This window comes from Enterobacter cloacae complex sp. 370H10, assembly GCF_050031535.1.
Classification (GTDB): domain Bacteria; phylum Pseudomonadota; class Gammaproteobacteria; order Enterobacterales; family Enterobacteriaceae; genus Enterobacter; species Enterobacter intestinihominis.
Map to the genome: position 1 here is coordinate 1695491 of NZ_JBLGWG010000001.1, position 22741 is coordinate 1718231.

Sequence of the window (22741 nt, forward strand, 5' to 3'; positions counted from 1 at the left end):
ACGCATGTCTCTACCGCAACTCTCACTTGCAGCCGCACGAAACCTGCATCTTGCCGCCCAGGGGCTTCTGAAAAAGTCCCGCCGCCGCGCACAGCCAGCGGATATCCTCTCTACCGTGCAACGCATGTCGTTGCTGCAAATCGACACCATTAACATCGTGGCGCGTAGCCCGTATCTGGTCCTGTTTAGCCGCCTGGGAAACTATCCTCCGCAGTGGCTGGATAATGCGCTAAGTCAGGGCGAACTGATGGAATACTGGGCGCATGAAGCCTGTTTTCTCCCGCGCAGCGATTTTGCACTGGTGCGTCACCGAATGCTCGCCCCGGACAAAATGGGCTGGAAATACCGCCAGGAGTGGATGGCGGAACACGCGGATGAAATTGAACAACTGATTGCCCATATTAAGGAAAACGGTCCGGTACGCTCTGCGGATTTTGAACACCCGCGAAAAGGCGCAAGCGGATGGTGGGAGTGGAAACCGCACAAACGCCATCTTGAAGGGCTGTTTACGTCGGGCAAAGTGATGGTGGTCGAGCGCCGCAACTTTCAGCGCGTCTATGACCTCACGCACCGCGTTATGCCTCACTGGGACGATACGCGTGACCTGCTGTCTCAGGACGCAGCCGAAGCCATCATGCTCGGGAACAGCGCCCGCAGCCTGGGCATATTCCGCCCACAGTGGCTGGCGGATTATTATCGCCTGCGTCAGCCGCAGCTAAAACCGCTGCTGGAAACGTGGCAGCGTGAACAGCGCGTGATGCCGGTCTCGGTTGAGTCGTTAGGTGAAATGTGGCTGCATGCGGATTTGTTCCCTCTGCTGGCGCAGGCGCAAGAGGGCAAACTCCAGGCGACCCACAGTGCCGTGCTCTCGCCATTCGACCCCGTAGTCTGGGACAGAAAGCGGGCCGAACAGCTGTTTGATTTCAGCTACCGTCTGGAATGCTACACCCGGGCGCAAAAGCGTCAGTACGGTTATTTTGTTTTGCCGTTGCTTCATAAAGGGCAGCTTGTCGGGCGCATGGACGCTAAAATGCACCGTAAAACCGGCACGCTTGAAATTATCGCGCTCTGGCTGGAAGAGGGCATAAAAGTCACGGCTGGCCTGGAAAAAGGGCTAACGTCTGCGCTCAGTGAATTTGCGCGCTGGCAGGGGGCGTATGAAATTGTACTCGGTCGCGTGCCTGCGGGGCTGTTTACGACCTGTCGAGGTGGCTGGGAAACAGGCACTCCCTGAAAAAAGAATGTGGTAAGCTTTAGCAATTACCCATACGGAGGAACTATGGATCACCGTTTACTTGAAATTATTGCCTGCCCGGTGTGCAACGGCAAACTGTATTACAGCCAGGATAAACAAGAGCTGATTTGCAAACTGGACAGCCTGGCGTTCCCGCTGCGTGACGGTATTCCGGTCCTGCTGGAAAATGAAGCCCGTTCTCTGGTGGCAGAAGAGATCAAACCATGAGTTTTGTTGTCATTATCCCTGCGCGTTATGCTTCAACGCGCCTGCCAGGTAAACCGCTGGTGGATATCAACGGTAAACCGATGATTGTGCATGTCCTTGAACGGGCACGCGAATCGGGCGCCGGACGCGTCATCGTCGCCACCGATCACCCGGATGTCGCGCGAGCGGTTGAGGCCGCGGGTGGGGAAGTGTGCATGACCCGTGCCGACCACCAGTCAGGCACCGAGCGCCTGGCGGAAGTCGTCGAAAAATGCGGTTTCAGTGACGAGACGGTGATTGTGAACGTGCAGGGCGATGAGCCGATGATCCCGGCGGCTATTATCCGTCAGGTGGCCGACAACCTGGCCCAGCGTAAGGTTGGCATGGCGACCCTCGCGGTGCCGATTCACCACGCTGAAGAGGCGTTCAATCCGAATGCGGTGAAAGTGGTCATGGACGCAGAGGGCTACGCGCTCTATTTCTCCCGCGCCACCATTCCGTGGGATCGCGATCGTTTCGCGCAATCGAAAGAGACGATCGGCGAAACCTTCCTGCGCCACATCGGTATTTACGGCTACCGCGCCGGCTTTATTCGTCGCTATGTCGCCTGGGCACCAAGCCCGCTTGAGCATATCGAAATGCTCGAACAGCTTCGCGTGCTGTGGTACGGCGAGAAAATTCACGTTGCGGTTGCCCAGGAAGTCCCTGGCACCGGCGTGGATACGCCTGAAGATCTTGAGCGCGTACGCGTCGAATTGCGTTAATTCGCTGCCATCCCCTCGTTCTGGGGGGATGTTCTCTTCCTTTTCTTTTTCATTATTGATCTCGACCGGGTGACATCCGGGGTTCGCGCGCTCATTATAAAAGCAGTAGTCTTAATGGGGGTAATCTCATATGGAACAGCTGCGTGCTGAACTCAGCCATCTCCTTGGCGAACAGCTAAGCCGGGTGGAATGCGTGAATGAAAAGGCCGATACCGCACTCTGGTCGTTGTACGACAGTCAGGGAAACCCCATGCCGCTGATGGCCAGAAGTTTTACCTCGCCGGGCGTCGCCAGACAGCTGGCCTGGAAAATGTCGATGCTGGCGCGGGAAGGGACTGTCCGTATGCCGACGGTCTACGGCGTGATGACCCATGAGGAGCATCCCGGCCCGGATGTTCTGCTTATTGAACGTTTACGCGGGGTTTCTGTTGAAGCTCCGACGCGTACACCGGAGCGCTGGGAACAGCTGAAAGATCAAATTGTCGAGGCTCTGCTTGCCTGGCATCGGCAGGACAGCCGGGGTCTTGTTGGCGCGGTAGACAGCACCCAGGAAAACCTGTGGCCGCTATGGTATCGCCAGCGTGTCGAAGTGCTCTGGGGCACGCTGAACCAGTTCAACAACACCGGTTTAACGATGCAGGACAAACGTATTCTGTTCCGCACCCGGGAATGTCTTCCGACGCTGTTTGAGGGTTTTAACGACAACTGCGTGCTGGTTCACGGCAACTTCACGCTGCGCAGTATGCTTAAAGACTCGCGCAGCGATCAGCTTCTGGCAATGGTCGGGCCGGGGATCATGCTCTGGGCGCCGCGCGAGTATGAACTGTTCAGGCTGAGCGAGGGCGGGGCGGCGGAAGATTTGCTCTGGCACTATCTTCAGCGCGCCCCCGTTGCGGAGGCCTTTCTCTGGCGACGCTGGCTCTATCTTCTCTGGGATGAGGTGGCGCAACTGGTCAACACTGGGCGCTTTAATCGGGCCAGTTTCGATCTGGCCGCAAAATCACTCCTGCCCTGGCTTGCCTGACGAACCCTTAAGCCACTGCCACAGGCGGCCAAGCGTCTCGTAACCGACGCGGTCGCTGTGCATCAGCCATACCGGGGACGGGATTATCCGTTCCCACGGGTTGAGCGGGGCGTCAATGGCCAGCTGGTTTGCCGGAGCAGGAAGCGGATGCAGGCCCTGATTCTCAAAGAAAATCATTGCGCGCGGCAGGTGTGAAGCAGAGGTCACCAGCAGGAACGGCACATCACCGATGGCTTGTTTCACCGCAGCAGCTTCTTCTTCGGTATCTTTTGGGCTATCCAGTGTGATGATGGCGGAACGTGGTACGCCAAGCGATTCAGCCACTCTTGCCCCTGCTTCAGCGGTACTTACCGGGTTGGTTTTTGCCGCAGCGCCCGTGAAGATCATCTTCGATCCCGGATTGGCCAGCCACAGGCGGATCCCCTCGTTCAGACGCGGCAGACTGTTGTTGATCAGGTTCGAGCTGGGCGCCCAGTTCGGATCCCAGGTATACCCGCCGCCCAGCACCACGATATAGCCCACCTTCTGTTTTCCCTGCCATGTAGGGTAGGTGTTTTCAATCGGGCGTAACAAACCGTCAGCGACCGGTTGCAGGCTGAGTAACAGCAGCGCCAGCCAGCCCACGGTGACGAGGGATTTACCGCTTTTCTGAAAGCGGCTAAACCATATCAATGCCAGCCCCAGCGCGATGAGAAGCAACAGCAGGGGAAGGGGAAGCATCATGCCTCCGATATATTTTTTTAGGGTAAAAAGCATCCTTTTTGGTTCCTTTTTTAACCATACAGCAGGCGATTGCCCGTGATATTACACCAGAGTGGTTCATTCTCCGCGCGGGTGTGACAAAATAGCGGTTTTGCAGTGAGTGGAACCCTCCCAATGCGGGATCGCAATTTTGATGACATCGCGGAAAAGTTTTCGCGCAACATTTATGGCACCACCAAAGGTCAGCTTCGTCAGACGATCCTCTGGCAGGATCTGGATAAGCTGCTGGCTGAATTTGGTGACCGACCGTTGCGCGTACTGGATGCCGGCGGTGGGGAAGGGCAGACTGCAATTCTGATGGCGCAGCGGGGACATCACGTCACGCTTTGCGATCTTTCTGCCGAGATGGTTGCGCGCGCCGGGCGAGCGGCAGAAGAGAAAGGTGTGAGCGACAACATGCATTTTATACATTGCGCCGCTCAGGACATTCCGCAGCATTTGGAAACGCAGGTTGATCTGATATTGTTTCATGCTGTGCTCGAATGGGTCGCCGAACCACAAGCGATGTTAAAAACGCTGTGGTCGATGTTGCGCCCGGGCGGTGCGTTATCGCTGATGTTTTACAATGCCAACGGCCTGCTAATGCGAAACGTGCTGGTCGGCAATTTTGGCTATGTACAGCAGGGCATGTATAAAAAGAAACGACGCACGCTTTCACCGGATTTCCCCCGTGAACCGCAGCAGGTCTATGGCTGGCTGGAGGAGATCGGTTGGGAAATTACCGGCAAAACTGGCGTGAGGGTGTTTCATGATTATCTGCGTGATAAACAAAAACAGGATGACTGTTTAGACGCCTTAACAGAAATAGAGACGCGGTACTGCCGCCAGGAGCCTTATCTGAGCCTTGGCCGCTATATCCACGTCACCGCGCGCAAGCCGCAGATGCAAGGATAATCTATGAGTGAATTTTCCCAGACAGTCCCCGAACTGGTTGCCTGGGCCAGGAAAAACGATTTCTCCATCTCGCTGCCGGTAGACAGACTCTCATTCCTGCTGGCGGTTGCGACGCTAAACGGCGAACGCCTGGATGGCGAAATGAGTGAAGGCGAACTGGTGGATGCGTTCCGCCACGTCAGTGATGCGTTTGAGCAAACCAGCGAAACCATTAGCGTGCGTGCCAACAACGCAATCAATGATATGGTGCGTCAACGTCTGCTGAACCGCTTTACCAGCGAGCAGGCGGAAGGAAACGCCATCTATCGTCTTACGCCACTGGGCATTGGCATTACCGACTATTACATCCGCCAGCGCGAATTTTCCACGCTGCGTCTCTCCATGCAGCTCTCCATTGTTGCAGGCGAGCTGAAGCGTGCCGCCGACGCGGCTGATGAAAACGGTGACGAGTTCCACTGGCATCGCAACGTTTACGCGCCGCTAAAATACTCGGTCGCCGAGATTTTCGACAGTATCGATCTGACTCAACGTCTGATGGACGAACAGCAGCAGCAGGTCAAAGACGATATCGCTCAACTGCTGAATAAAGACTGGCGTGCGGCCATCTCCAGCTGTGAACTTTTGCTGTCAGAAACGTCCGGTACGCTACGTGAGTTGCAGGATACGCTGGAGGCGGCTGGGGATAAGCTGCAGGCCAACCTGCTGCGCATCCAGGACGCGACGATGGCGCACGACGATCTGCATTTTATCGACCGTCTGGTGTTTGATTTGCAGAGTAAGCTTGACCGCATTATCAGCTGGGGCCAGCAGTCGATCGACCTGTGGATCGGTTACGACCGCCACGTGCATAAATTTATCCGTACCGCCATCGATATGGATAAGAACCGCGTCTTTGCTCAGCGTCTGCGCCAGTCGGTACAGACCTACTTTGATGCGCCGTGGGCGCTGACCTACGCCAACGCCGATCGTCTTCTGGATATGCGCGACGAAGAGATGGCGCTGCGTGATGAAGAGGTTACCGGGGAACTGCCGCCGGATCTGGAATACGAAGAATTTAACGAAATTCACGAGCAGCTTGCGGCGATGATCGAAGAACAGCTCGCTGTCTATAAAGCCAGACAAGCACCGCTGGATCTTGGCCTCGTGGTACGCGACTATCTGGCGCAGTATCCGCGCGCGCGCCACTTCGATGTAGCCCGCATTGTTGTAGACCAGGCGGTGCGCCTGGGCATCGCACAAGCCGATTTTACCGGACTGCCGCCGAAGTGGCAGCCGATTAACGATTACGGAGCCAAGGTACAGGCGCATGTCATTGACAAATATTGAACAAGTGATGCCAGTTAAGCTGGCACAGGCGCTGGCGAATCCGTTGTTTCCGGCGCTGGACAGCCAGCTGCGTGCCGGTCGTCACATTGGCCTTGACGAGCTGGATAATCACGCCTTTTTGATGGACTTTCAGGAGTATCTGGAAGAGTTTTACGCTCGCTATAACGTTGAGCTGATCCGCGCGCCGGAAGGGTTTTTCTACCTGCGTCCGCGCTCTACTACGCTTATTCCGCGCTCGGTGCTTTCCGAACTGGATATGATGGTCGGCAAAATTCTCTGCTACCTCTACCTCAGCCCGGAACGTCTGGCGAATGAAGGGATCTTCACCCAGCAGGAGCTTTACGATGAGCTGCTGTCGCTGGCGGATGAAAGCAAGCTGCTCAAGCTGGTAAATAATCGCTCGACGGGGTCCGATCTGGACCGTCAGAAATTACAGGAAAAAGTTCGCTCTTCCCTGAACCGTCTGCGCCGTCTGGGAATGGTCTGGTTCATGGGTCACGACAGCAGCAAGTTCCGCATTACCGAATCGGTCTTCCGCTTTGGTGCCGACGTGCGTGCGGGTGACGATGCGCGTGAAGCACAGCTGCGCATGATCCGTGACGGTGAAGCGATGCCGGTGGAAAACCATTTGCAGCTCAATGACGAGCACGAAGAGAATCAGCCGGATAGCGGGGAGGAAGAGTAATGATTGAACGCGGTAAATTTCGCTCACTAACGCTGATTAACTGGAACGGCTTCTTTGCCCGAACCTTCGATCTGGATGAGCTGGTGACAACGCTCTCCGGCGGTAACGGGGCAGGTAAATCCACCACCATGGCGGCCTTCGTGACGGCGCTGATCCCTGACCTGACCCTGCTGCACTTCCGTAACACCACTGAAGCGGGTGCAACGAGCGGCTCCCGAGATAAAGGGCTGCACGGTAAGCTGAAAGCGGGCGTCTGTTATTCGGTGCTGGACGTGATCAACTCCCGTCATCAGCGCGTGGTTGTAGGCGTGCGCCTGCAGCAGGTTGCCGGCCGCGACCGTAAAGTAGATATCAAACCGTTTGCGATCCAGGGGCTGCCAACCTCCGTGCAGCCGACCGCGCTGCTGACGGAAACCCTGAATGAACGACAGGCGCGCGTTCTGACGCTCCAGGAGCTGAAAGACAAGCTGGAAGCCATCGAAGGCGTGCAGTTTAAGCAGTTTAACTCCATTACCGACTACCACTCTCTGATGTTCGATCTCGGCGTGGTGGCCCGTCGTCTGCGCAGCGCGTCAGATCGTAGTAAATACTACCGTCTGATTGAAGCCTCCCTGTACGGCGGTATCTCAAGCGCCATTACCCGCTCCCTGCGCGACTACCTGCTGCCGGAAAACAGCGGCGTGCGTAAGGCCTTCCAGGATATGGAAGCCGCGCTGCGTGAAAACCGCATGACGCTGGAAGCGATTCGCGTTACGCAATCTGACCGCGATCTGTTTAAGCACCTGATCAGCGAAGCCACCAACTACGTGGCGGCAGACTATATGCGTCACGCCAACGAGCGCCGTATTCATCTCGATCAGGCGCTGGAATACCGCCGCGAGCTGTTTACCTCCCGCAAACAGCTGGTCGCCGAGCAGTATAAGCATGTCGAAATGGCGCGCGAACTGGGCGAGCACAACGGTGCCGAAGGGGATCTGGAAGCCGATTACCAGGCGGCCAGCGATCATCTGAACCTGGTGCAAACCGCGCTGCGTCAGCAGGAAAAAATCGAGCGCTATGAAGCCGATCTCGATGAGCTGCAAATTCGTCTTGAAGAGCAAAATGAAGTGGTGGCAGAAGCCGCCGATTTGCAGGAAGAGAACGAAGCCCGCGCGGAAGCCGCCGAGCTGGAAGTGGATGAGCTGAAAAGTCAGCTCGCAGACTACCAGCAGGCGCTGGACGTGCAGCAGACCCGCGCGATCCAATACAACCAGGCGCTGCAGGCGTTGCAGCGTGCCAAAGAGCTGTGCCACCTGCCGGACCTGACCCCTGAAAGCGCTGACGAATGGCTGGATACCTTCCAGGCCAAAGAGCAGGAAGCCACTGAGAAACTGCTTTCTCTCGATCAGAAAATGAGCGTGGCGCAAACGGCACACAGCCAGTTTGAGCAGGCGTACCAGCTGGTGGTGGCGATCAACGGTCCGCTGGCGCGTAACGAAGCGTGGGACGTTGCCCGTGAGCTACTGCGCGACGGCGTCAATCAGCGCCATCTGGCCGAACAGGTGCAGCCGCTGCGCATGCGCCTGAACGAGCTGGAACAGCGTCTGCGTGAACAGCAGGAAGCTGAGCGTCTGCTGGCGGAATTCTGCAAACGTCAGGGTAAAAATTACGATTTCGACGAGCTTGAGGCTCTGCATCAGGAGCTGGAAGCGCGTATTGCGGCCCTGTCCGATACCGTATCGAACGCCAGCGAACAGCGCATGACGCTGCGTCAGGAGCTGGAACAGCTTCAGTCCCGTTCGAAGACGCTCTTACAGCGTGCGCCGATCTGGCTGGCCGCACAAAGCAGCCTGAACCAGCTCAGCGAGCAGTGTGGTCAGGAGTTTGCCTCCAGCCAGGACGTCACCGAATACATGCAACAGCTGCTGGAGCGCGAACGCGAAGCGATTGTTGAGCGTGACGAAGTGGGCGCGCGCAAGCGTGACGTCGATGAAGAAATCGAGCGTTTAAGCCAGCCTGGCGGCTCAGAAGATCCGCGCCTGAATGCGTTAGCCGAGCGTTTCGGCGGCGTGCTGCTGTCTGAAATTTACGACGGCGTCGGCCTGGACGATGCGCCGTACTTCTCCGCGCTGTACGGTCCGTCCCGTAACGCGATTGTGGTGCCGGATCTGTCGCTGATTTCTGACCAGCTTGCAGGGCTGGAAGACTGCCCGGAAGATCTCTACCTCATCGAAGGGGATCCGCAGTCGTTTGATGACAGCGTATTCAGCGTCGACGAGCTGGAAAAAGCGGTGGTGGTGAAAATCGCCGATCGCCAGTGGCGCTATTCGCGCTTCCCGGAACTGCCGCTGTTTGGCCGCGCCGCGCGTGAAAACCGTATTGAAAGCCTGCACGCCGAGCGTGAAACGCTTTCAGAGCGTTTTGCGACCCTGTCGTTTGACGTGCAGAAAACCCAGCGTCTGCATCAGGCGTTCAGCCGCTTTATCGGCAGCCATCTGGGCGTTGCCTTCCAGCCCGATCCGGAAGCCGAAATTCGTAAGCTCAACACCCGCCGCGGTGAGCTGGAGCGTGCGCTTGCCAGCCATGAAAATGACAACCAGCAAAGCCGCGTGCAGTTTGAGCAGGCGAAAGAAGGCGTTGCGGCCCTTAACCGCATCCTGCCGCGCCTGAACCTGCTGGCGGACGATACGCTCGCCGACCGCGTGGATGAGATTCAGGAACGTCTGGACGAAGCGCAGGAAGCGGCGCGCTTTGTGCAGCAACACGGCAATCAGCTGGCAAAACTGGAGCCGATGGTTTCCGTTCTCCAGAGCGACCCGGAACAGTTTGAGCAGTTAAAAGAAGATTACGCCTGGTCACAGCAGGTGCAGCGCGAAGCGCGTCAGCAGGCGTTTGCCCTCACGGAAGTGGTGCAACGTCGCGCACACTTCGGCTACTCCGATTCAGCAGAAATGCTGAGCGGGAACAGCGATCTGAATGAAAAGCTGCGCCAGCGTCTTGAGCAGGCCGAAGCGGAACGAACGCGCGCCCGTGAAGCGATGCGTACTCACGCTGCACAGCTGAGCCAGTACAGCCAGGTCATGGCATCGCTGAAAAGCTCCTTCGACACCAAGAAAGAGCTGTTAAATGACCTGCATAAAGAGTTGCAGGACATTGGCGTGCGCGCCGACAGCGGCGCAGAAGAGCGGGCGCGTATTCGCCGCGATGAGCTGCATGCTCAGCTCAGCAACAACCGTGCGCGTCGTAATCAGCTCGAAAAAGCGCTGACCTTCTGTGAAGCGGAGATGGACAACCTGACGCGTCGTCTGCGCAAGCTGGAGCGCGACTATTTTGAGATGCGTGAACAGGTTGTGACCGCGAAGGCGGGCTGGTGCGCGGTGATGCGCATGGTGAAGGACAACAACGTGGAGCGTCGTCTGCACCGTCGCGAGCTGGCGTACCTGTCAGCCGATGAACTGCGCTCTATGTCGGATAAGGCGCTGGGTGCGCTGCGTCTGGCCGTGGCGGACAATGAACACCTGCGCGACGTGCTGCGCATGTCCGAAGATCCGAAGCGTCCTGAGCGCAAAATTCAGTTCTTCGTGGCGGTTTATCAGCACTTACGCGAGCGTATTCGTCAGGACATCATCCGTACCGACGATCCGGTTGAAGCGATCGAACAGATGGAGATCGAGCTGGGCCGTCTGACGGAGGAGCTGACCTCCCGCGAGCAGAAGCTGGCAATCAGCTCCCGCAGCGTGGCGAATATTATTCGTAAAACCATTCAGCGCGAGCAGAACCGTATCCGTCAGCTGAACCAGGGCCTGCAAAGCGTGTCGTTTGGCCAGGTCAACAGCGTGCGGCTGAACGTGAACGTGCGTGAGGCGCACTCCACGCTGCTGGATGTGTTGTCTGAACAGCATGAGCAGCATCAGGATCTGTTCAACAGTAACCGCCTGACCTTCTCCGAAGCGCTGGCGAAGCTGTATCAGCGTCTGAATCCGCAGATTGACATGGGCCAGCGTACGCCGCAAACCATCGGCGAGGAGTTGCTGGACTACCGCAACTATCTGGAAATGGAAGTTGAGGTTAACCGTGGCTCAGACGGCTGGCTGCGCGCGGAATCCGGTGCGCTCTCTACCGGTGAAGCCATCGGTACCGGTATGTCGATTCTGGTGATGGTGGTGCAGAGCTGGGAAGATGAAGCGCGTCGTCTGCGTGGCAAGGACATCTCTCCATGCCGTCTGCTGTTCCTCGATGAAGCCGCGCGTCTCGACGCCCGCTCCATCGCCACGCTGTTTGAGCTTTGCGAGCGACTCGATATGCAGCTCATCATCGCGGCGCCGGAAAACATCAGTCCGGAAAAAGGGACAACCTATAAGCTGGTGCGTAAAGTGTTCCAGAACAGTGAACATGTACACGTCGTAGGTCTGCGTGGCTTCGCCCCGCAGCCACCGGAGTCATTACCGGGCACGGCTGACGCCTCTTAACCCGGGGTATGATAAAAGGCGGCGCTCAGGCGTCGCTTTTTTTATTCACTTAACTTGTGTTCAGGGCTGCGTTATCTTTAAACTTCTTTACATAAGGCAAGGCAGCAGCGTGTATGCCTTTCTATACTGAAGGAAAGCTCCATAATACTGGGCATGTCGTGAAAAACAGGGGGCAAGGGATGTTGCTTAAGAAAGATCGTGGTCGTCAGCTGTCTGCGCTGAGTTTGTGCCTGACAGTGATGTTTGCTCCACTGTTTACCGCTCAGGCCGATGAGCCTGAAATTGTACCGACTGACAGCTCCGCGACAATGGGCGCGCAGCCGACGTCGCTGTCACAACCGCTGGATCAGTCTCCGGCGACGGCCATCATGGCCGGCATTAAACCGCTGCCGGAAGGCATCGATACTGAATCATTACGCCAGCAGCTTATGACCGGGCTGCCCTCGGGCTATACCCCCGCTTATATTAACCAGCTCACGCTGCTTTACGCTGCGCGCGATATGAAACCGATGTGGGAAAATCGCGAGGCGGTACGTGCCTTCCAGCAGCAGCTGGCTGAAGTGGCGATTGCAGGTTTTCAGCCACAGTTCACGACCTGGGTTGAACTCCTGACCGACCCTGCCGTAACCGGACAGGCGCGTGACGTGGTGCTGTCTGATGCCATGATGGGCTACTTGCAGTTTGTGGCGGGGATTTCGGTGAACGGCAACCGCTGGTTATACAGCAGTAAACCGTACAAGCTGGCGACGCCCGCGCTGTCCGTCATTAATCAGTGGCAGCTGTCGCTGGACAACGGTGAACTGCCGCGCTTTATCGCAAGCCTTGCGCCCGCCCACCCGCAGTATGCCACGATGCATCAGTCGCTTCTTGAGCTGGTCGCGGATTCCCGCCCGTGGCCTCAGTTGCGTGGAACAGCAACGCTGCGTCCGGGACAATGGAGCAGCGATGTGCCTGCGATTCGCGAAATTATGAAACGGTCTGGCATGCTTGACAGCGGCCCTAAAATTGCGCTGCCCGGCGACGAGACGCAAAACGCAGTCGTCAGCCCGTCGGCGCCGGTAAAAGAGAAAACCGCCGTTGCGCTGAGCAATAAGCCCGCCGCTTACGATCGCGAGCTGGTCGCGGCAGTGAAGCAGTTCCAGGCCGCGCAGGGGCTGGGCGCCGACGGCGTGATTGGTCCATCGACTCGCGACTGGCTGAACGTCTCTCCGGCCCAGCGGGCAGGGGTGCTGGCGTTGAATATCCAGCGCTTGCGCTTGCTGCCGGGCACGTTATCCACCGGCATTATGGTCAACATTCCGGCGTACTCTCTGGTCTACTATCAGGACGGTAGCGAAGTGCTGGCGTCCCGCGTGATTGTGGGTCGACCTGACCGCAAAACGCCGATGATGAGCAGCGCGCTGAATAACGTGGTGGTTAACCCGCCGTGGAACGTGCCGCCGACGCTGGCGCGCAAAGATATCCTGCCTAAGGTCTGGAATGACCCGGGCTATCTGGAGCGACATAACTATACGGTGATGCGTGGCTGGAACAGCAAAGAAGCGATTGACCCCTGGATGGTCGACTGGTCAACGATTACGCCTTCGAACCTGCCGTTCCGTTTCCAGCAGGCACCGGGTGCGCATAACTCGCTCGGACGTTACAAATTCAATATGCCAAGTTCGGACGCAATCTATCTGCATGATACCCCGAACCATAATCTGTTTCAGAAAGACGCACGCGCGCTCAGTTCTGGCTGCGTTCGCGTGAATAAGGCCTCCGAACTGGCGAATATGCTGTTGCAGGATGCAGGCTGGAACGATACGCGGATATCAGATGCCCTGAAGCAGGGGGATACGCGTTACGTCAATATCCGCCACAATATTCCGGTCAATCTTTACTATCTGACGGCGTTTGTGGGCGCGGACGGACGTACCCAGTATCGTACAGATATTTACAATTATGATCTGACAGCGCGATCCGGCGCACAAATCTTGCCAAAAGCGGAACAATTAATCAGGTAAATGAAGTAGTTCGGTAAAAATGATTGTCGTAAGTTATGGTGAATATGAGGCGATCTGGCTGCAAGCCGCGTATTCACTGGGATTGGGCGCCTTGACGTAGCAGGCTTTGCCAGTTATGGTGCCCTTCGTGCGCTAAGCATATTGACAATTTCTTTTACCTGTAGACCTGATTATCATGGACAAATTTGACGCTAATCGCCGCAAATTGCTGGCGTTAGGTGGCGTTGCGCTGGGCGCAGCAGCCATCCTTCCGACGCCAGCATTTGCCACCCTCTCGACACCTCGTCCGCGTATTTTAACGCTCAACAATCTGCATACTGGTGAGACGCTTAAAGCGGAATTTTTCGATGGCAGAGGCTATATTCAGGATGAATTAGCACGACTCAACCATTTTTTCCGTGATTTCCGCGCGAACAAAATCAAAGCCATCGACCCTGGATTATTCGATCAGCTTTACCGCTTGCAGGGACTGCTGGGGACCAAAAGGCCGGTGCAACTCATTTCTGGCTATCGCTCTCTGGATACCAACAATGAACTGCGCGCCCACAGCCGTGGGGTAGCGAAAAAAAGCTATCACACCAAAGGGCAGGCGATGGATTTCCATATTGAAGGCGTTTCGTTAGCCAATATTCGCAAAGCGGCGTTATCTATGCGCGCAGGTGGTGTAGGATACTACCCACGTAGCAACTTTGTGCATATTGATACCGGGCCGGTTCGGCACTGGTAATAACGAAACACAGGAGCAGTATGAACTATCGTATTATTCCGGTTACCGCGTTCTCACAGAACTGTTCATTGATCTGGTGTGAACAAACTAAACTGGCCGCGCTTGTTGATCCCGGTGGCGACGCAGAGACAATCAAGCAGGAAGTCGCTGCCAGCGGTGTAACGCTGATGCAGATTTTACTGACCCATGGCCATCTTGACCATGTGGGTGCAGCGGCTGAACTGGCTGAACACTACGGTGTGCCGATTATCGGCCCGGAAAAAGAAGATGAGTTCTGGCTTCAGGGGCTGCCTGCCCAAAGCCGCATGTTTGGTCTGGATGACTGTCAGCCACTGACACCGGACCGCTGGCTGAACGAAGGCGATCGCGTTAACGTAGGGAATGTAACTTTACAGGTGTTGCATTGCCCCGGGCATACGCCTGGCCATATTGTCTTCTTTGATGACGTGTCACGCCTGCTGATCTCCGGTGACGTGATTTTCAAAGGGGGCGTAGGACGCAGCGATTTCCCACGCGGCGATCACGGTCAGCTGATTCAGTCGATTAAGCAGAAGTTATTACCGTTAGGTGATGATGTGACGTTTATCCCTGGACACGGACCAATGTCAACGCTGGGCGATGAGCGGTTACATAACCCGTTCCTTCAGGATGAAATGCCTGTCTGGTAAACGCTTACAATAAAAAAGCCTGCGCGATGCAGGCTTTTTTTATGGGTGCAGGTTACAGCACCGCGACAATGGCTTCGCACAGTGGCGCCATGTTGTCAGGCGTCATACCTGCAACGTTCACGCGGCCAGAGGCAACGGCATAGACGCCAAACTCTTCACGCAGGCGCAGCACCTGCTCTTTGGTCAGGCCGCTGAAGGAGAACATGCCGTTCTGCTTGATGATGAAGCTGAAGTCACGGTCGGCGCCTTTCTCAGCCAGCGTGTTCACAAACAGCAGACGCATGCGTTGAATGCGCTGACGCATATCGTTCAGCTCTTGTTCCCAGATTGCGCGCAGCGCATCGTTGCTCAGGATCGTCGCAACTACAGACGCACCGTGTGCCGGTGGGTTGGAGTAGTTAGCGCGGATCACGGACTTCATCTGGCTGAATGCGCGATCGACAGTTTGATCGTCAGCGGCCACCAGCGTACAGGCGCCGACACGCTCGTTATACAGACCAAAGTTCTTGGAATAGGAGCTTGCGACAATCAGCTCCTGATGGACGGCGGCGAATGCGCGCAGACCTTCAGCATCTTCTTCCAGACCACGGGCAAAGCCCTGGTAAGCGAAGTCGAACAGCGGCAGCCAGCCTTTTTCAACGGACAGCTTAGCCAGCTGTTCCCACTGTTCAAGCGTAGGATCGATACCAGTTGGGTTATGGCAGCAGCCATGGAACAGCACCACATCGCCCGCCTGGGCTTCGCTCAGGCTGGCCAGCAAACCATCGAAGTCCAGCGCATGGTTTGCCGCGTCATAGTAGGCGTATTCACGGACTTCCAGACCCGCAGAATTAAACACGCTCTTGTGGTTCGGCCAGCTTGGATTGCTTACCCAGACACGCTTCACAGAGGTGTTTTTCGCCAGGAAATCTGCCGCCACGCGCAGTGCGCCGGTACCGCCTGGGGTCTGCGCCGTGCGGGCGCGTTTTTCGCTCACAATGGTGCTGCCTTTGCCGAACAGCAGCTCCTGGGTGCAGCGACCAAATTCAGGGATACCATCAATACCGAGGTAGTTTTTGGTGGTTTCGTTTTCCAGCAGATACTGCTCAGCTTTTTTGACGCTGGTCAGTACCGGAGTTTTGCCGGTTTCATCTTTATATACACCAATACCCAGGTTGATTTTGCCAGGGCGGTCGTCGGCACGAAACAGATCGGCCAGGCCCAGAATTGGGTCGGCAGGAGCGGCAGTAATGTTCTCAAACATGACGAAGTTCCATTGTGATTACAGAAGTGAAATCCGCTATCAGGTTAACGGTAGATTTACAAAATGCCAACCGTTTGCGACGAAAAGCGTGCGGCTTTTCAAAAGTCGCTATTATTTTCTCTCGGGAATAAAAAAACAGGGCCGAAGCCCTGTTCATTAAGCATATAGCAACGAGGTGTGCTGATTAGAACTGGTAAACCAGACCCAGAGCCACGATGTCGTCGTTGTTGATGCCCAGCTTGTTGTCGTCTTTCAGCTGGTTGATCTGATAGTCAACATAGGTAGACATGTTTTTGTTGAAGTAGTAGGTCGCACCGATATCAACGTAGTTGATGTAGTCTTCGTCACCGATACCTTCTACGTCTTTCGCTTTAGATTTGTAGTAAGCGATGGATGGACGCAGGCCGAAATCGAACTGGTACTGAGCGACAACAGAGAAGTCCTGAGACTTGTTAGCGAAACCACGGCTGCCCAGGCGCGCTGCGTTACGCATTTCGCCATAAATGGCTGCCAGGTAGATGTTGTTCGCGTCGTATTTCAGGCCGGTTGCCCACTGTTCAGCTTTGTCGCCTTTACCCCATTCCAGCGTCTGCTGGTTGTTGGTACGGTCAGCGGCGCCATAAGCACCAACAATGCCGAAGCCTTCGTAGTCATAGCTCAGAGAGGTCGCCCAGCCGTCGCCGTTGGAACGTACTGCGTCATCACGTTCATTTTTGCCCAGGTACTGAACACCAAAGTTCAGACCGTCAACCAGGCCGAAGAAGTTGCTGTTACGGTAAGTCGCCAGACCACCCGTACGGCCTGCGAAGAAGTTATCGCTCGCGCCGGTGTCGCCGCCGAACTCAGGGAGCATATCGGTGATGCCGATTGCGTCATAGACCAGACCGTAGTTACGACCGTAGTCGAAGGAGCCTGCGTCACCAAATTTCAGACCTGCGAATGCCAGACGGGTTTTGTTGCCGTTCTGCGCATCGCCGCCTTCAGAGTTGTTACCCTGGAAATTGTATTCCCACTGACCGTAGCCAGTCAGCTGATCGTTGATCTGAGTTTCACCTTTGAAGCCCAGACGCGCGTAAGTGTTGTCGCCATCGTTGCCCGCGTAATCTGAGAAGTAATGCAGGCCAACTGCTTTCCCGTAAAGATCTAATTTGTTGCCGTCTTTGTTATAGATTTCAGCAGCGTTTGCTGCACCGGCTACCAGCAGGGCAGGGACTACCACTGCCAGGATATTGCGCTTCATCATTATTTATTACCCTCATTGGTTTTTTTATGACACTCGCCACTGCCGTCAATAAATTCTGTCAATAAATATTTCCGGAACTATTGATGAGAGTTAGGTGTCTTTATGTGTCTGACAGGCATCTTTCCATTCATAGAACCGTTTCGCTACACTGAAAGTGCTACAATCTTCAAGATTCAGTTACCAAAAGAAAATATGTGTAACTAAATATGTATTTTTGGGAACTTTGTGAAGCACCTCAAACTTCAGCGCGTTCTGGTGAATTAAACCTCCACTTTATTCTTATATATATGATTTCCTTATGTTTAATTTAGCTAAAGGCCTTTCGTATAAACAGAAGTTAAACGGCTCATTTTTTCTTATAATCGACAAAAGCCATCCAGATGGCTGTGAAAGTGGTTGTTTTTTGTGCTATTACGTAAGGATTGTATTAAGCACAATAAGAATAAGGTTATTTTTTTGTCTAAGGATATTTCGTGGAAACAAAACGTAACAGGTAGAGGGAATTGCGGGGTTGTGGTTTATAGACGCTTACTTTTGACTGACGAAAACTGACATTGCAGGATAAAATAATGGCCAGCATTTGCTGGCCATTAATGATTTGGTCGGTTAGAAACTTGCGTTACGCGGTGTACGTGGGAACGGAATCACATCACGTACGTTCTGAACACCTGTTACGTAAGCAATCAGACGTTCGAAGCCCAGGCCAAAGCCAGAGTGCGGAACGGTGCCGTAACGACGGAGATCGCGATACCAGCTGTAGTCCGCCGGGTTCAGGCCCATCTCCTGCATACGCGCGTCCAGCACATCCAGGCGCTCTTCACGCTGGGAGCCACCGATGATCTCACCGATGCCCGGCGCCAGAACATCCATCGCGGCAACGGTTTTACCATCTTCGTTAAGGCGCATATAGAACGCCTTAATGTCTTTCGGATAGTTTTTCACCACAACCGGTGCTTTGAAGTGCTTCTCTGCCAGATAACGTTCATGCTCGGAGGAGAGATCCACGCCCCAGTAAACCGGGTTTTCGAATTTCTCGCCGCATTTTTCCAGGATAGCGACCGCGTCGGTGTAATCCACCTGCGCGAAGTCTGCGGAGACGAAGCGCTCAAGACGGGCGATGGCGTCGTTATCGACACGCTCAGCGAAGAATTTCATGTCGTCTGCGCGCTCTTCGAGAACCGCTTTGAACACGTATTTCAGCATCGCTTCTGCCAGGCCTGCCACGTCATTCAGATCGGCAAAGGCGACTTCCGGCTCCAGCATCCAGAATTCCGCCAGGTGACGGCTGGTGTTAGAGTTTTCCGCACGGAAGGTTGGGCCGAAGGTGTAGATCTTAGACAGCGCACAGGCGTAGGTTTCGCCGTTGAGCTGGCCGGAAACCGTCAGGAAGGCTTCTTTACCAAAGAAGTCTTTGTCGTAATCGACTTTTCCTTCCGGCGTACGTGGCAGGTTTTCCATATCCAGCGTTGAAACGCGGAACATTTCACCTGCGCCTTCGGTATCGGATGCCGTGATCAGCGGAGTAGACACCCAGAAGTAACCCTGCTCGTCAAAGAATCGATGCAGCGCCTGCGCCAGCGTATGACGCACGCGCGCCACTGCACCAATCAGGTTGGTGCGCGGACGCAGGTGCGCAACTTCACGCAGATATTCGATGCTGTGACGCTTTGCAGCCATCGGATAGGTGTCCGGATCTTCAACCCAGCCGGTCACTTCCACCGATTTCGCCTGAATTTCGTAGCTCTGACCCTGGCCCGGAGAGGCCACCACAACACCGGTGACGATCACGGAACAGCCGGTTGTCAGGTGCAGAACGTCATCATTGTAATTGGGCAGAGAATTATTAATGACGGCCTGTACAGGATCAAAGCAGGAACCGTCATAGACGGCGAGGAAGGAGATGCCAGCTTTAGAATCTCGGCGAGTACGCACCCATCCGCGCACGGTGACCTCCTGGTCAACGGCGACACGGCCCTGGAGTACGTCGGCTACAGGCACAACGCTCATAATATTCTCTCTGTTAATAGTCGGAAAAAATAAACACTTGTCCGCCCTTATAGGGGGGATATCTATGTTACCTGCCATCCGCTATCAGACAAGTAAATTTCACCGTCTTAAGAGAAGAAATAAGAAATTAATAAGAGAAGGGGAGCCATAAAGGCTCCCCCGAAGCCGTTAACTGGCTTTTTTAACCTGAGGCAGATCGAAGGCTTTACGTAATGCGCGGACAAACGCTTTGTCATGGCAGATGGTTTTGCCCGGACTGTCGGAGAGCTTCGCGACCGGCTTACCGTTACATTCCACTAGCTTTATGACGATGTTCAGCGGTTTCACCTGGGGGATATCACAGGTTAAGCGCGTACCAATCCCGAAACTCAGGTTCACCCGCGATGAGAAGTGGCGATAAAGGTCGACGGCTTTCGCCAGATCAAGGTTATCGGAGAAGACCAGCACCTTACTCATGGGATCGATACCCAGTTTTTCGTAATGGGCGATGGCTTTCTCACCCCACTCAACCGGGTCCCCGGAATCATGGCGCAAGCCCTGGTAGCGTTCGGCAAACTCAGGGCCAAAGTCGCGCAGGAACGCGTCCATGGTAATGCAGTCGGTAAGGGCAATACCCAGCCGATCCGGGTACTCCTCAAGCCACGCGGCGAGGGCGGCGCGCTGGCTGTTGGCAAGGTCAGGGCTGATCTGCTGGTGCGCCTGGAACCATTCGTGCGCCTGGGTACCCATCGGCGTTAAATCAAGGCGACGCGCCAGATCGTAGTTACTGGTGCCAACGAACCACGGCTCCTGTTGCAGACGTCTGACAATGGCTTCCTGAACCTCGCGAGAGAAGCGGCGGCGCGTGCCAAAGTCCATCAGACGGAAGCGGGACATATCCAGCCCTTCTGTCAGTCTGGAAAACTCAACGAGTTTATTCTCCAGAGCAGCAACCGCCTGCGTTACACCGGTTTCAGGGGAGCGATAGCGGTGGGCCAGCTCGCTGATCACGGCCAGAAGCGGCACTTCCCACATGATCACTTCGCGCCACGGGCCGGTCAGACGAATGTCCAGCTTGCCGTTATCATTGGTGACGGTGACCTGTTCCGGCTTATAGCGGAACTCACGCAGCCAGTTCAGATAGTCCGCTTTAAAGAAAGGCAGGCCTGAAAGCCACTGATATTCGTCATCGGTGAGCGCCAGATGCTGCATGGCATCGACCTGTTCACGAATGGAATCTGCGTAGATACCCAGCAAGTCGTCACCCCGGCAGCGAAATTCCGCCGCAACATGAACATCATGATAGTGGTGAAACACGGCTTGCTGCATATGCAGCTTGTACGCGTCGGTATCCAGCAACGTATGCAGAACCGGAGAAGCGAATTGAGTCATAGGTGCGCTGTAGCATCCTCTCACGGGAGCGTTTAGTACAATAAACAACTCCGGAGTATACCCTGTTTAGTGATTTATTGAACCCCGATCACAACATAAGCACACTTTATGGTCGAGCGCATTTCGTGCCCCGTGTTATAAAAATGTAGCAATAGAGCTGCTAACCACTTGAATTTACAGATTACTACTGTGCTACAACCATGCTTTGGGGCAGTGATGGGGCAAAGCGTGAAAGCGCCTGGTTGAGCAGGGAAACCTGTTCGGCACTCTTCTCTGACATCCACTTTCCATACACCTTGTAAACCATCTGTGCATCGGTATGTCCCATTTGAGTTGCTATAAAGTTTGGGTTTGCCCCAGCTGATAATGACCAGCACGCATAAGTATGTCGCGACTGGTAGGCGTTGCGGTACCGTATTCCGGCGCGCTTGATTATCGGGGCCCAAATTTTATTAATCGAATTAACCGCGTAGTGATATCCTCTACGAGGCCCATGCTTGACGCATTGAGGACTGAAAACGAAAGTGCAAGGGTGTATGACTGACTGACCATATTCCCGCAATTTCACTTCAATCTCATACTGCCGGCCAAGGCGCGTCAGCTGGGCCTGATTCCTCAGGGCATCAATAGCTGGTTGAATGAGATAAATCACCCTGTCAGTGCCTGCGTCGGTTTTTGGCAGGGTGAACTCATTCGTCTGGGTAAGGTTGCGTTTCACTGTGATGGTTCCGGCATGCAGATCGATATCTTCCCACGCCAGACCGCACAACTCCCCATGCCTCATTCCAGTATAGACTGCCAGCGACCAGAGATTTCTCATCTGCTGGTGGCCGCAAGCCTGGATAAACCGGATAAACTCTTCTGTCGTGAGTGGATCTGGTTCACCTTTCGCTTTTTTGAGGCGGTTAATTCCGCTAAACGGGTTTTCCTTCGCATAACCGTTATCCGCTCCGAACTGGAAGATCTCGGCCATCAGCATCATGTAATTATTCACGGTCGAAGACTTCCTGCCTTTAACCTGTGTCCGGTGATCCTTCTTCATTACATGAAAACCCGTCAGCAACTCCTTTCTCACGTACAGCAAATCCTCAGTGGTCACCGCAGAAACCATTTTGTTTTCGCCGATGCGCGGAAGCATGTTTTTTATGATGGATTCGTACCGACTCATAGTGTTAGAGCTGATTTCCATCCTCTTCAGCTCAGACCACTTTTCGGTAAGCTCCAGCACAGTAATTTCCTTTCTATCCTGACCGAACCGGGCAAGGTTCGGTGAGTTTGGGAATTTTTCCGCATAGTCAAAATTTCCCATCCTTATCGCAAAACAAACTGAAGAACGAAGCTCGCCGGCTATCTTGCGATTTTTGGCAGTATCAGGGACACCGAGGTTTTCTCTGACACGCTTGCCTTTATATACAAACCAGATGCGGAGTGAACCGCCGTGGTTTTCGACGCCTGTCGGGTATGATGCATTAGCCATTAATCCCTCCTGACGTCCAGGAGCGTTGACGAGTGTACTGCTTTTCATGCTGTCTTCGCACCTGGTTGATTTTTTTTCTGAGCCTCGATCCACTGATCAACTGCTTTTCTGTTGTACATGCATTCGCTCGAAGGCTTTGGATTGCCATCTGGTGAAATGTGCAGGTACTCGCGACCAAGCATCCAGGATTCTTTTCTGGCTCGGGTGATGGTTCCGGGCTTAAGCCCGGTAACCGCAATCAGAACCTTTTCGCTAACCCAGTCATTCGGCACCAGAAGAATAATTTCAGCACTGGTTTGCATGGTTCTCCTCCACTTTTTCTTTAGCCAGGCGAACGCACCGCGCGAAAGAAGAGGGCGTTACAATTTCGCGAAGAGCCTGAACCAGAAAGTCATTGTGCTGCTGGTGCAGCTGCAGGTTGCGTTCCTTCTCCTCATGGCGCAGGACAGCCAGACGAGCTGTGATGATGCGGCGCTTACCTTTGATCACCCGTAGCGCGTTTTCTGCCTTTTTCCGCCATGCGCTCCAGTCACTGCAGCTGTTCGATCTCGCCAGTTGCTCTTCAATGCTGAGCTGCGCTTCTTCTGCATTAACGAGCTGTTGCAGGCATTCGCTGATTGTGTTCAGATTGTCTGTCTCGACGTAGAATTTGTGCATT

19 protein-coding genes are annotated in these 22741 nt (G+C 54.8%); 11 read left to right on the plus strand and 8 right to left on the minus strand.

From position 1 onward, the window contains the following. Positions 1–4 precede the first annotated feature (4 nt). The 4 genes from ACQG2Q_RS08210 to ACQG2Q_RS08225 all read left to right on the plus strand — a co-directional run bounded on the left by ACQG2Q_RS08210 (position 5) and on the right by ACQG2Q_RS08225 (position 3229). A complete protein-coding gene (locus tag ACQG2Q_RS08210; RefSeq protein ID WP_063849197.1) occupies positions 5–1234 on the plus strand; it encodes a winged helix-turn-helix domain-containing protein in 1230 nt (409 codons plus the stop codon). Positions 1235–1279: 45 nt separating this feature from the next. Then, positions 1280–1462 carry a protein YcaR gene (gene ycaR / locus ACQG2Q_RS08215; protein ID WP_003858220.1) on the plus strand — a complete coding sequence of 61 codons (183 nt, stop codon included), beginning with the start codon at positions 1280–1282 and terminating at the stop codon, positions 1460–1462. Then, complete coding sequence (gene kdsB / locus ACQG2Q_RS08220; RefSeq protein WP_022647632.1) at positions 1459–2205, plus strand: 3-deoxy-manno-octulosonate cytidylyltransferase; 747 nt, start codon at positions 1459–1461, stop codon at positions 2203–2205. The genes ycaR and kdsB overlap by 4 nt, the downstream gene beginning before the upstream one ends. Before the next feature lie 130 nt (positions 2206–2335). Further along, positions 2336–3229, plus strand: coding sequence for a YcbJ family phosphotransferase (locus tag ACQG2Q_RS08225; protein ID WP_023299729.1), 894 nt, complete (start codon positions 2336–2338; stop codon positions 3227–3229). Here ACQG2Q_RS08225 and elyC read toward each other — a convergent pair. Beyond that, positions 3206–3985 (minus strand): envelope biogenesis factor ElyC, encoded by a 780-nt coding sequence (elyC, locus tag ACQG2Q_RS08230; protein WP_022647634.1) that lies wholly within the window; start codon positions 3983–3985, stop codon positions 3206–3208. The two genes, ACQG2Q_RS08225 and elyC, sit on opposite strands and share 24 nt — an antisense overlap. Before the next feature lie 120 nt (positions 3986–4105). On the opposite strand from elyC, the gene cmoM reads away from it, so the two are divergent. The 7 genes from cmoM to ACQG2Q_RS08265 all read left to right on the plus strand — a co-directional run bounded on the left by cmoM (position 4106) and on the right by ACQG2Q_RS08265 (position 14742). Beyond that, positions 4106–4885, plus strand: coding sequence for a tRNA uridine 5-oxyacetic acid(34) methyltransferase CmoM (cmoM, locus tag ACQG2Q_RS08235; protein WP_006809373.1), 780 nt, complete (start codon positions 4106–4108; stop codon positions 4883–4885). Between the two features lie 3 nt (positions 4886–4888). Then, positions 4889–6211, plus strand: coding sequence for a chromosome partition protein MukF (mukF, locus tag ACQG2Q_RS08240; RefSeq protein WP_096216843.1), 1323 nt, complete (start codon positions 4889–4891; stop codon positions 6209–6211). Continuing rightward, the gene (mukE, locus tag ACQG2Q_RS08245; protein ID WP_003858208.1) at positions 6192–6896 is read left to right on the plus strand and encodes a chromosome partition protein MukE; all 705 of its coding nucleotides are present in this window, start codon (positions 6192–6194) and stop codon (positions 6894–6896) included. The genes mukF and mukE overlap by 20 nt, the downstream gene beginning before the upstream one ends. Beyond that, entirely contained in the window at positions 6896–11344 is a 4449-nt protein-coding gene (gene mukB / locus ACQG2Q_RS08250) for a chromosome partition protein MukB (RefSeq protein ID WP_426759100.1), read from the plus strand. The genes mukE and mukB overlap by 1 nt, the downstream gene beginning before the upstream one ends. 179 nt (positions 11345–11523) lie before the next feature. Then, on the plus strand, positions 11524–13347 hold the full coding sequence (ldtD, locus tag ACQG2Q_RS08255) for a L,D-transpeptidase (RefSeq protein ID WP_063137584.1): 1824 nt from the start codon (positions 11524–11526) through the stop codon (positions 13345–13347). Between the two features lie 175 nt (positions 13348–13522). Continuing rightward, on the plus strand, positions 13523–14074 hold the full coding sequence (locus tag ACQG2Q_RS08260; RefSeq protein WP_003858202.1) for a YcbK family protein: 552 nt from the start codon (positions 13523–13525) through the stop codon (positions 14072–14074). Between the two features lie 20 nt (positions 14075–14094). Then, the gene (locus ACQG2Q_RS08265) at positions 14095–14742 is read left to right on the plus strand and encodes an MBL fold metallo-hydrolase (RefSeq protein WP_023299733.1); all 648 of its coding nucleotides are present in this window, start codon (positions 14095–14097) and stop codon (positions 14740–14742) included. Between the two features lie 52 nt (positions 14743–14794). Here ACQG2Q_RS08265 and ACQG2Q_RS08270 read toward each other — a convergent pair whose 3' ends face one another. The 7 genes from ACQG2Q_RS08270 to ACQG2Q_RS08300 form a co-directional block, all read right to left on the minus strand. After that, positions 14795–15985: an amino acid aminotransferase gene (locus tag ACQG2Q_RS08270; protein WP_023299734.1), complete on the minus strand. Its 1191-nt coding sequence runs from the start codon at positions 15983–15985 to the stop codon at positions 14795–14797. Positions 15986–16169: 184 nt separating this feature from the next. Then, positions 16170–17228, minus strand: coding sequence for a porin OmpF (gene ompF / locus ACQG2Q_RS08275; protein WP_023299735.1), 1059 nt, complete (start codon positions 17226–17228; stop codon positions 16170–16172). 606 nt (positions 17229–17834) lie between these two features. After that, on the minus strand, positions 17835–19235 hold the full coding sequence (gene asnS, locus ACQG2Q_RS08280) for an asparagine--tRNA ligase (protein ID WP_063163386.1): 1401 nt from the start codon (positions 19233–19235) through the stop codon (positions 17835–17837). Positions 19236–19403: 168 nt separating this feature from the next. Continuing rightward, positions 19404–20606 carry a nicotinate phosphoribosyltransferase gene (pncB, locus tag ACQG2Q_RS08285; protein WP_023299736.1) on the minus strand — a complete coding sequence of 401 codons (1203 nt, stop codon included), beginning with the start codon at positions 20604–20606 and terminating at the stop codon, positions 19404–19406. Positions 20607–20790: 184 nt separating this feature from the next. Next, complete coding sequence (locus ACQG2Q_RS08290; protein WP_045404144.1) at positions 20791–22083, minus strand: tyrosine-type recombinase/integrase; 1293 nt, start codon at positions 22081–22083, stop codon at positions 20791–20793. A 44-nt stretch (positions 22084–22127) separates the two neighbouring features. Further along, the gene (locus ACQG2Q_RS08295) at positions 22128–22385 is read right to left on the minus strand and encodes an excisionase family protein (RefSeq protein WP_058657756.1); all 258 of its coding nucleotides are present in this window, start codon (positions 22383–22385) and stop codon (positions 22128–22130) included. After that, positions 22369–22740, minus strand: coding sequence for a hypothetical protein (locus tag ACQG2Q_RS08300; protein ID WP_063926589.1), 372 nt, complete (start codon positions 22738–22740; stop codon positions 22369–22371). The genes ACQG2Q_RS08295 and ACQG2Q_RS08300 overlap by 17 nt, the downstream gene beginning before the upstream one ends. Between the last annotated feature and the right edge of the window lies 1 nt (position 22741).